Source organism: Longimicrobium sp., assembly GCF_036280135.1.
In the GTDB taxonomy this organism is placed as follows: Bacteria; Gemmatimonadota; Gemmatimonadetes; order Longimicrobiales; family Longimicrobiaceae; genus Longimicrobium.
Window position 1 is genome coordinate 1 of sequence record NZ_DASURI010000841.1, and the last position, 9,181, is coordinate 9,181.

Annotated in this window: 10 protein-coding genes; all 10 read left to right on the forward strand. The window is 73.0% G+C overall.

Annotated features, from left to right (window positions below; translation table 11 throughout):
- Window positions 1-395: 395 nt before the first annotated feature.
- A complete protein-coding gene (gene tgt, locus VFZ20_RS27340) occupies window positions 396-1,550 on the forward strand; it encodes a tRNA guanosine(34) transglycosylase Tgt (protein ID WP_414682954.1) in 1,155 nt (384 codons plus the stop codon).
- A gap of 48 nt (window positions 1,551-1,598) precedes the next feature.
- Window positions 1,599-1,931 carry a preprotein translocase subunit YajC gene (yajC, locus tag VFZ20_RS27345; RefSeq protein WP_329687134.1) on the forward strand — a complete coding sequence of 111 codons (333 nt, stop codon included), beginning with the start codon at window positions 1,599-1,601 and terminating at the stop codon, window positions 1,929-1,931.
- Window positions 1,928-2,431: a peptide deformylase gene (gene def, locus VFZ20_RS27350; protein ID WP_329687135.1), complete on the forward strand. Its 504-nt coding sequence runs from the start codon at window positions 1,928-1,930 to the stop codon at window positions 2,429-2,431. Before yajC ends, def begins: the two co-directional genes overlap by 4 nt.
- A 10-nt stretch (window positions 2,432-2,441) precedes the next feature.
- A complete protein-coding gene (gene fmt / locus VFZ20_RS27355; RefSeq protein WP_329687136.1) occupies window positions 2,442-3,410 on the forward strand; it encodes a methionyl-tRNA formyltransferase in 969 nt (322 codons plus the stop codon).
- A gap of 13 nt (window positions 3,411-3,423) precedes the next feature.
- Window positions 3,424-4,116: a thiamine phosphate synthase gene (locus VFZ20_RS27360; RefSeq protein ID WP_329687137.1), complete on the forward strand. Its 693-nt coding sequence runs from the start codon at window positions 3,424-3,426 to the stop codon at window positions 4,114-4,116.
- Entirely contained in the window at window positions 4,116-4,343 is a 228-nt protein-coding gene (thiS, locus tag VFZ20_RS27365; RefSeq protein WP_329687138.1) for a sulfur carrier protein ThiS, read from the forward strand. Before VFZ20_RS27360 ends, thiS begins: the two co-directional genes overlap by 1 nt.
- Before the next feature lie 606 nt (window positions 4,344-4,949).
- Entirely contained in the window at window positions 4,950-5,753 is an 804-nt protein-coding gene (locus tag VFZ20_RS27370) for a thiazole synthase (protein WP_329687139.1), read from the forward strand.
- A gap of 5 nt (window positions 5,754-5,758) precedes the next feature.
- A complete protein-coding gene (gene rsmB, locus VFZ20_RS27375) occupies window positions 5,759-7,066 on the forward strand; it encodes a 16S rRNA (cytosine(967)-C(5))-methyltransferase RsmB (RefSeq protein ID WP_329687140.1) in 1,308 nt (435 codons plus the stop codon).
- Entirely contained in the window at window positions 7,063-8,013 is a 951-nt protein-coding gene (locus tag VFZ20_RS27380) for a PASTA domain-containing protein (RefSeq protein WP_329687141.1), read from the forward strand. Before rsmB ends, VFZ20_RS27380 begins: the two co-directional genes overlap by 4 nt.
- Window positions 8,014-8,452: 439 nt before the next feature.
- The gene (locus VFZ20_RS27385) at window positions 8,453-9,019 is read left to right on the forward strand and encodes a TlpA disulfide reductase family protein (RefSeq protein WP_329687142.1); all 567 of its coding nucleotides are present in this window, start codon (window positions 8,453-8,455) and stop codon (window positions 9,017-9,019) included.
- Window positions 9,020-9,181: the final 162 nt, after the last annotated feature.

Below are 9,181 nucleotides of genomic sequence, written 5' to 3' on the forward strand. Positions count from 1 at the left end.
GGCGGTGGGTGTCAGACACATGCACCCAATGTAAACTTGTAGGTGGCGACGGGGAAATCCGCCGCTCGACATCGGAAAAGGCCAAAGTCGAGCTCAGAATGACAGCACGGGTGAGAGACGACTCTAAATCCACTCGAGAACTGCTCCAAAGCCCGTTCTGTCAAGCGCGCCGGCGCGAGACAGGGCTCTTGAGTGTCGCAGCGCGGGTCCGCCCCCCGCCGCCGATCCCCGCGAGGACGCACGAAGGCCCCGGATGCGGATGGCGGTCGCCGGGGTCCAACGCCGTTGCCGGCCGTCCCGTGTAACCCGCAGTTCCATCCGGCCCCGCCTTGCCCCGAACCCCCGCACGCCCCAAACTACCGGTTTACCCGGACCAACGGAACGCAGGGGGACCGCTGTTCGAGTTCGAGATCCAGGCCACGGAAGGCGCGGCGCGCGCCGGACGCCTCACGCTGCCGCACGGTGAGGTGCAGACGCCCGTGTTCATGCCCGTGGGCACGCAGGCCACGGTAAAGACCCTCACCCCCGAAGAGGTGGAGGGGCTGGGCGCGCAGATCATCCTGGGCAACACGTACCACCTGTACCTGCGCCCGGGGCACGAGACCGTCCGGCAGATGGGCGGCCTGCACCGGTTCCAGGGCTGGGACCGCCCCATCCTCACGGACTCGGGCGGCTTCCAGGTGTTCTCCCTCTCCGACATCAACGTCATCGAGGAAGAGGGCGTCACCTTCCAGAGCCACATCGACGGCAGCCGCCACCTGTTCACCCCCGAGCGGGTGATGGGCATCGAGCGGGCGCTGGGGGCCGACATCATCATGGCCTTTGACCAGTGCCCGCCGGGGCAGAGCAGCCGCGAGGTGGCCACGGAGGCGTACCAGCGCACGCTGCGCTGGCTGGAGCGCTGCCGCCGCCGCTTCGTGGAGCTGCCGGAGGAGGACCCCGAGGGGCCGGAGCAGACGCTCTTTCCCATCGTGCAGGGGGGCATCTACCCGGACCTGCGCCGTGAATCGGCGCGGGGCACGCTGGACGGCGGCGACTGGCACGGCGTGGCCATCGGCGGCCTGTCCGTGGGCGAGCCCAAGCCCACCATGTACAGCATGATCGAGGCGCTGGAGCCGGTGCTGCCCCCGCGCCTGCCCCGCTACCTGATGGGCGTGGGCTACCCGGACGACCTGCTGGAGGCCATTGGCCGGGGCATCGACATGTTCGACTGCGTGGCGCCCACGCGAAACGGGCGCAACGGCGCCGTGTGGATCACGGGCGAGGGGCAGATCAACATCAAGCAGCGCCGCTTTCTCACGGACGCCGGGCCCCTGGACCCGGACTGCGGCTGCTACACCTGCCGGCGGTACACGCGGGCGTACCTGCGGCACCTGTTCGTGGCGGGCGAGGGGCTGAGCATGCGGCTGCTCTCCATCCACAACCTGCACTTCCTGGTGCAGCTGGCCCGCGACGCGCGCGACCACATCCAGGCCGGCGACTTCGGTTCCTGGAGCCGCGCGTGGCTGGAGCGCTTTCACGCCGGCAAGGCCGCCGCCGCGCGGGGCTAAGACGCGCGCGTACACTGACCGTTCAAAACCAACCCGGATCCGGACCCGATGGAAACGCTTGTTCTCTCGATGCTCCAGGCTCCCGCCCGCGCGGGCGGCGGGCTCATCAGCATCCTGCCGCTGGTGGTGCTGTTCTTTCTGTTCTGGATCATGATCATCGTCCCGCAGCGCCGGCAGGCCAAGACCCACGCGGAGATGGTGGCCGCCCTGCAGAAGGGCGACCAGGTGGTCACGGCCGGCGGCCTCATCGGCACCATCACCATGGTGCGCGACGACAGCGTGGAGCTGCGCACGGGCTCGTCCACCGTGGTGGTGGAGCGCGCGCGCATCAGCCGCCGCGCGGGCGAACCCGCCGCGCCCTCCCGGACGCCGGGCGCATGAGCCTCCTCAAGATCGAGTTGCTGGGCGCGGACGTGCTCCGGCAAAAGGCCGTGGACGTGCCCACGCCCGGTCCGGAGCTGGACCGGCTCGTGGCCGACATGTTCGAGACCATGTATGAGGCCCGCGGCATTGGCCTGGCCGCGCCGCAGATCGGCCTGTCGCAGCGGCTGATCGTGGTGGACGTCAAGGAGGACGGCCACGCGCCCATGGCCCTGCTGAACCCCGTCGTGGCGGAGTTCCGCGGGCGCCAGGAAAAGTACGAGGAGGGGTGCCTGAGCATTCCCGGCATCTCCGGCCACGTGGACCGCCCCGAGGCGTGCGTGGTGGACGCGCTGGACCAGCAGGGCAACCCGGTGCGCATCGAGGCCGACGGCATGCTGGCGCGCTGCCTTCAGCACGAGATCGACCACCTGGACGGCATCCTGTTCCTGGACCGGCTGTCGCCCATCAAGCGCAACATGCTGCTCAAGAAGTACCGCAAGCTCGCCAAGGAAGACTGAGGGGCAGATCGTGAAGGTCCTGTTCTGGGGCACGCCGGCGTTCGCGCTTCCCGCCCTGCGCGCCCTTTCCGAGGAGGGGCACGTGGTGGTGGGCGTCGTCACGCAGCCCGACCGGCCGGCCGGGCGCGGGCGCGAGGTGGCCATGTCGCCCGTCAAGCAGGAGGCGCTGGCGGAGGGCATCCCCGTCCTGCAGCCCGAAAAGGCACGCGGCGACGAGTTCATGGCCCGGATCCGCGCCCTGGACGCGGACGTGTCCGTCGTTGTGGCCTTCGGGCAGATCCTCAAGCCCGAGGTGCTGGCCGTGCCGCGGCTGGGATCCATCAACATCCACGCGTCGCTGCTGCCGGAGCTGCGCGGCGCCGCGCCCATCCAGTGGGCCATCGTGCGCGGGCACACGGAGTCCGGCGTCACCATCATGCGCATGGAGGCGGGGCTGGATTCGGGCCCCATGCTGCTGCGCGTGGAGGAGCCCATCCAGCCGGAGGAGTCCGCGAGCGAGCTGGGCGCGCGGTTGGCGGAGATCGGCGCCGAGGCGCTCGTGGAGACGCTGGCGCTGATGGAGAGCGGCGGCATTGGCGAGGAGCCGCAGGACCACGCCCGCGCCACGTACGCGCCCAAGGTGGACCGGGACACGGCGCGCCTGGACTGGTCGCTCCCCGCGGACGAGGTGGCCCTCTGGATCCGCGGGATGGACGACGTGCCCGGCGCGTGGAGCCCCCTTGAAGGCCGCGGGACGGTGAAGCTCTTCCGTCCGAAGGTCGTCGAGGACAGGGGCGGCGCGCCCGGCGAGGTGCTGCGGGCGGACGAGGACGGCGTGGTGATCGCGTGCGGCTTCGCGTCGGTCCGCGTGCGCGAGGTGCAGCCGCCCGGCAAGCGCCGCATGCCCGCGGCGGACTGGGTGCGCGGCCGCGGCGTGCGCGCCGGCGACCGCTTCGAGGCGCATCCCGCCGCCGCCGGCGCGCCGGACGTGCAGGCCTGATCCGCGCCGATCGATGAGCCTACCCCCCCAGCCCCGCGACGCGCGCCTGCGCGAGCTCGTCGTCGGGCGTGGACGGTCCGCCGCGCTTCCCCCGCTGCACGTCGTCACGGACGACGCGGTGGTGGCGCGCGACGGCTTCGTGGACGCGGCGGACGCCGTGATCGCCGCCGGCGCCGCGGACCTGTGCCTGCACCTGCGTGCGCCGGGGATGACAGGCCGGCGGCTGATGGAGATGGCGAACGCCCTGCGCTACCTCGTCGCCGGGCGCGGCGCGTGGCTGGTGGTCAACGACCGCGCGGACGTGGCGCTGGCCGCCGGCGCCGACGGCGTGCAGGTGGGCGCACGCGGGTTGACGGCGGCGGACGCGCGGCGGGTGATGGGCGACGCGCGCGTCGTCGGCGTCTCCGTCCATTCCGCGGACGAGGCGCGCGAGGCGCTGGACGGCGCGCCGGATTTCCTGCTGGTCGGGGCGATCTGGGAAACGCCGTCGCACCCGGACCGGGCCGGCGCGGGGGTGGAGCGCATCCGCGAGGTGGCCGCGCTGGGCGTGCCGACGGTGGCCATCGGCGGGGTGACGCCGGCGCGCGCGGCGGATGCGCGGCGGGCGGGGGCGGCCGGCGTGGCCGTGCTGCGCGGCGTGTGGGACGCGCCCGATCCCGCGGCGGCCGTCCGCGCGTACCTGGATTTTTGGAAGGAACGCAGCTGATGGTGGATACGACGGTCGCGGCGGAGATCACGGTGCGCGTGAACGGCGACGATCGCGCGGTCCCGGTGGGGCTGAGCGTGGCCGGGCTGCTGGAGCACCTGGGCCTGAGCCCGCGGATGGTGGTCGTGGAGCACAACGGCGACATCCTGCGCCGCGAGTCCCTGGCCGGCGTCCCCGTCACCGAAGGCGACCGCCTGGAGCTGGTCCACTTCGTCGGCGGCGGCTGAGGGACGGACTCGTCGCCCTTAGGAGCCGAGGCTGGGTCGTCCGCGCCCCGTTGTCATCCTGAGGGGCCCTCGCGGACCCGACGTGGCTGGACGCCCGTGGCCCCGAAGGATCTTGCCGGCGGGCCGCTCTGCCTCTGCCACGCGGACGGAACACGGCGGACGGCATGGTGCTGGGCATCTGGCGCCGAGCACGGGAGAGGAGATCCTTCGGTCGGCGCCATGGTCCCGTGCACGGGCCAGGATCGCGCGGCGCCTCCCTCAGGAAGTCAACCAGGGTGGCGTTGTCGTTTGATTTCCTGAGGGGCCCTCGCGGACCCGACGTGGCTGGACGCCCGTGGCCCCGAAGGATCTTGCCGGCGGGCCGCTCCGCCTCTGCCACGCGGACGGAACGCGGCGGACGGTACGTGCCCCGGATCCGGCGCCGAGCACGGGAGAGGAGATCCTTCGGTCGGCGCCATGGGCCGGTGCACGGACCAGGATCGCGCGGCGCCTCCCTCAGGAAATCAAGGGAGAATCCGCGCGATGCATCCGTGCCGAGACGGACCGTGCCCGTGCACGAACCGACTTTCGCACTCTCGCACTTTCGCACTTTCGCACTCGTTGTTGATGTCTACCCTGCTCGACGCACCCGTCTCGCTCGACACGCCTCTCGTCATCGCCGACCGGCCGCTGCGCTCGCGGCTGATGGTGGGCACGGGAAAGTACCGCTCCAACGACGAGATGGTGCGGGCCATCCAGGCCTCCGGCGCCGAGGTGGTCACCGTCGCCGTCCGGCGCGTGGACCTGGACCGGTCCAAGGAGGAGGGCGTCCTCCATCACCTGGACCCGGCGGAGTACCTGCTGCTGCCCAACACGGCCGGCTGCTACACGGCCGAGGACGCCGTGCGCTACGCGCGCCTGGCCCGCGCCGCCGGCTTTACCAGCTGGGTCAAGCTGGAGGTCATCGGCGACCAGGAGACGCTGCTGCCGGACGTGGACGCCACCCTCAAGGCGGCCAGGGAGCTGGCCGCCGACGGCTTCGTCGTCCTGGCGTACACCAACGACGACCTCATCACGGCGCTGCGGCTGGAAGACGCGGGATGCGCGGCCGTGATGCCCCTGGCGTCGCCCATCGGCAGCGGGCTGGGGCTGGTAAACCCGTACAACATCCGCACGATCAAGTCGCGCCTGTCCGTCCCCGTGATCGTGGACGCGGGCGTGGGCACGGCGTCGGACGCGGCCGTGACGATGGAGCAGGGCGTGGACGGCATCCTCATGAACACGGCCCTGGCCGAGGCCCGGGAGCCCGTCCGCATGGCCCGCGCGATGGCCCTGGCCACGGAGGCCGGCCGGCTGGCGTACCTGGCCGGGCGCATGCCGCGCCGCGAGCGCGCCGTGCCGTCGTCGCCCGTGGCCGGGATGCTGGACTGACGCGGATGCCCCAGCCCACGGTGGGACGGCAGGCGGCGCTGGAGGCCCTGGCGCGCTTTCGCGAAGGCGAGCTGGGCGACCGCGCCCTGGACGCGGCCACGCACGGCATGGAGCCGCGCGAGCGCGCGTGGACGCAGGAGCTGGTGTACGGCACGTTCCGCCTGCGCGGCCGCATTGACCACGTGCTCAACCAGTTTGCCCGCGACGGCGTGGACAGCCTGCACCCCGAGGTGCTGGACGTTCTTCGCCTGGGCGCGTACCAGCTGCTGGAGATGGGCAGCGTGCCGCCGTACGCGGCCGTGTCGCAGTCCGTGGAGCTCGTGCGCATGGCCGGCGTGCCGCGCGCGGCGGGGCTGGTGAACGGGATCCTGCAGAACATGCAGCGCCGCCCGCAGTTCGCCTTCCCGGACTTTGGGCACGATCCCGTGGCGCACCTGGAGGCGTGGGGCTCGCACCCGCGCTGGCTGGTGCAGCGGTGGATCGGCCGGTGGGGCAGGGACGCGGCGCGGGCGCTCGTCGAAGCGAACAACCTCCGCCCGGAGCTGTACATTCGCCCCCTGGACGTCTCCATCGACGAGGCGCGGGCGCGGCTGGCGGCGGCGGAGATCGAGAGCGAGACGGTCGATTTCTCGCCGGACTCGCTGCGCATCCTGCCCCCCGCGTCCGCCGCGCAGGCGCTGGCCGCCGTCCCCGCCGTGGTGCAGGACCCCGCGGCGGCGCTCGTCGTCCGCTACGCCGCCGTCCCCGCGGGCGCCACGGTGCTGGACCTGGCCGCGGCGCCGGGCGGCAAGGCGATGGGGCTGGCGGACGGCGCGGGGCGCGTGGCCGCGGCGGACCTGTCCGCGCGGCGCATGCGGCGCGTGGTGGAGAACGCGGAGCGCATCGGCTGGGGCGACCGCGTGGGCGCCGTGGTGGCGGACGGGCGGCGGCCGCCGTTTCGCCCCGTGGACGCCGTGCTGCTGGACGCGCCGTGCACGGGGACGGGCACCTTTCGCCGCCACCCCGACGGCCGCTGGCGCGTGACGGAGGACGACATCGCGTCGCTGGCGCGCCTGCAGGACGAGCTGCTGGCCGCCGCCGCGGCGTGCGTGAAGCCGGGCGGGGTGCTGGTCTACTCCACCTGTTCGCTGGAGCACGAGGAGAACGAGTTGCGAGTCGAGACGTTCCTGGCGGGCCGTACGGGGTGGACGCTGGAGCCGCCCGCGGGCGCGGTGGATGCCGATCTGCTGGACGACGCGGGGCGCCTGTGCGTGCTGCCGCAGCGGCAGGGCGTGGACGGCGCGTTCGCCGCGCGCCTGCGGAGGGCCGCGTGAAGCCGCCCGCCCGTCCGCGCGTAAAGCCCGCGCGCCGCTTTCCCGCGCCGGGGCCCGGCTGGCACCGCGGCCTGGGCGGCCGCGTGCGCCGCTACTTCGATGAGCGGGTGCTGCTCAAGTGGGTGCTCCTCACGGGCTTTACCTGCTTCGTGCTGGGCTACCTGCTCATCACCGTCTTCTTCTTTCCCGGCTGGGGCCGCGCCGCCATCGTGACCGTGCCGGACCTGACCAACCGCTCGGCGGGGCAGGCGGAGCGGGCGCTGGACCGGGCGGGGCTGGACATGCAGCGCGGCGGGACGATGCCCAACCCCCGCGTGCGCCAGGGCCGCGTCCTGATGCAGTCGCCGCTGCCGGGCGAGGAGGTGGCGCGCGGCTCCACCGTACGCATCGTGCTGAGCGCGGGGCCGGAGGTGCGGCAGGTGCCCAGCATTCGCGGGCTGCCGGAGCCGGACGCCACCGCGCTCCTGCTGCGCTACGGCTTTCGCGTGGCGCGGCGCCGCATCCCGGACCGCCGCGAGTCCGGGACCATCCTGGGGCTGAGCCCGGCCGCCGGGCAGCGCGCCGGCGTGGGCAGCGTGGTGACGATGACGCTGAGCGCCGGCCCGCCCTTTGTCCGCGCGCCCAACGTCGTGGGCCTGCAGCTGGCGGACGCGCGTCTGCGGCTGGAGGCGGGCGGACTGGCCGTGGGCCGCGTGGGATACGACCCGGCGTCGCTGGAGCCGGCGGGGACCATCGTGGCGCAGTCGCCCGCGGCGGGCGACAGCCTGCGGATGGGCAACGGCGTGCGCGTGACGCTGGCGGGCGAGGACCCCGACCCGCCCGCGCCGGCCGCGGACTCGCTGGCGGTGGATTCCGTCGCGGTGGACAGCGCCGTGGCGGAGCCCGCGCCGGCGGAGCCGGTTGCCGAGCCCGCGCCGGCCGCGGCGACGCCTCCCGGCAGGGAATAGGGAATAGGGAATAGGGAATAGGGAATAGGGAATAGGGAATAGGGAATAGGGAATAGCGGGCAAACGGCAGGGGGCCCTCACCCGCTCGCTGTCGCTCGCACCCTCTCCCGCAAACTGCGCGGGAGAGGGTGTATACCCCGGCCCCTGCACGGGGGCGGGCGGTGGGGCGAGGCGGAGACTCAGGCTTGTCTTCCTGAGGGACCCTCACGGGCCTGAACCGCGGGTGACCGCGGAAGCGCAGTCGGCGTTGTCGTTGCAGTTCTCCCCCTCCCCCGCGAAGCAGGGGCAGGGGGTCGGGGGGAGGGGGCCCTCGCCCGCGGTAGAACCCCGCCATTCCGCTCGGTCCATCCCCGCATGGCTCCGACGACGCCCTCGCGGGTAACAGCGGATGGGCAGACGGGCGACGAAGCACACGAGCTACACACACGCGAACGGAACGATGGCGAAGTCTCGGCAGTGGGGATTCGTGGGAGGCGTGGTCGTGCTGCTGGCGCTGCTGCTGGGCGCCGGCTGGATGGTGCGCGACCGCTTTCTCCCCGTGGACGTGGGCTCGCGGGCGCCCAACTTCACGGCCACGGACCTGCAGGGCCGCCCCGTGAAGCTCGAGGACCTGCGCGGCCAGGTGGTGCTGCTGAACATCTGGGCCACGTGGTGCGGCCCCTGCCGCGACGAGATGCCCTCCATGGAGCGCCTGCAGCAGGAGCTGGGGCCCAGGGGGCTCAAGATCGTCGCCGTGAGCGTGGACGCGGCCCCGGGCGCCGCCGCGCCCGGCGGGCAGGTGGGCGGCGACGTGGCGAAGTTCGCCGAGCAGCTGGGCCTTACCTTCACCATCTGGCACGACCCGTCCGGCGGCATCCAGCGCACCTACCGCACCACGGGCGTCCCCGAGTCGTTCGTCATCGACCGCAACGGCGTCATCCAGAAAAAGGTGATCGGCGCCACGGAGTGGGACACGGGCTCGCACCCGGAGCTGCTGCGCCGCCTGCTGGGGGAGCAGGCCGGGTGAGGCTCTCCACGCGCCTGATCACCTACAACTGGCGCCTCAAGCTGGCCGCCCTGGGCCTGGCCGTGCTCATCTGGGCCGTCGTGAGCTCCGAGCAGGTCACCACCCAGTGGATCCCCGTGCGCGTGGACCCCGTGGTCCGCGACCCGGAGTACGTGCTGAGCG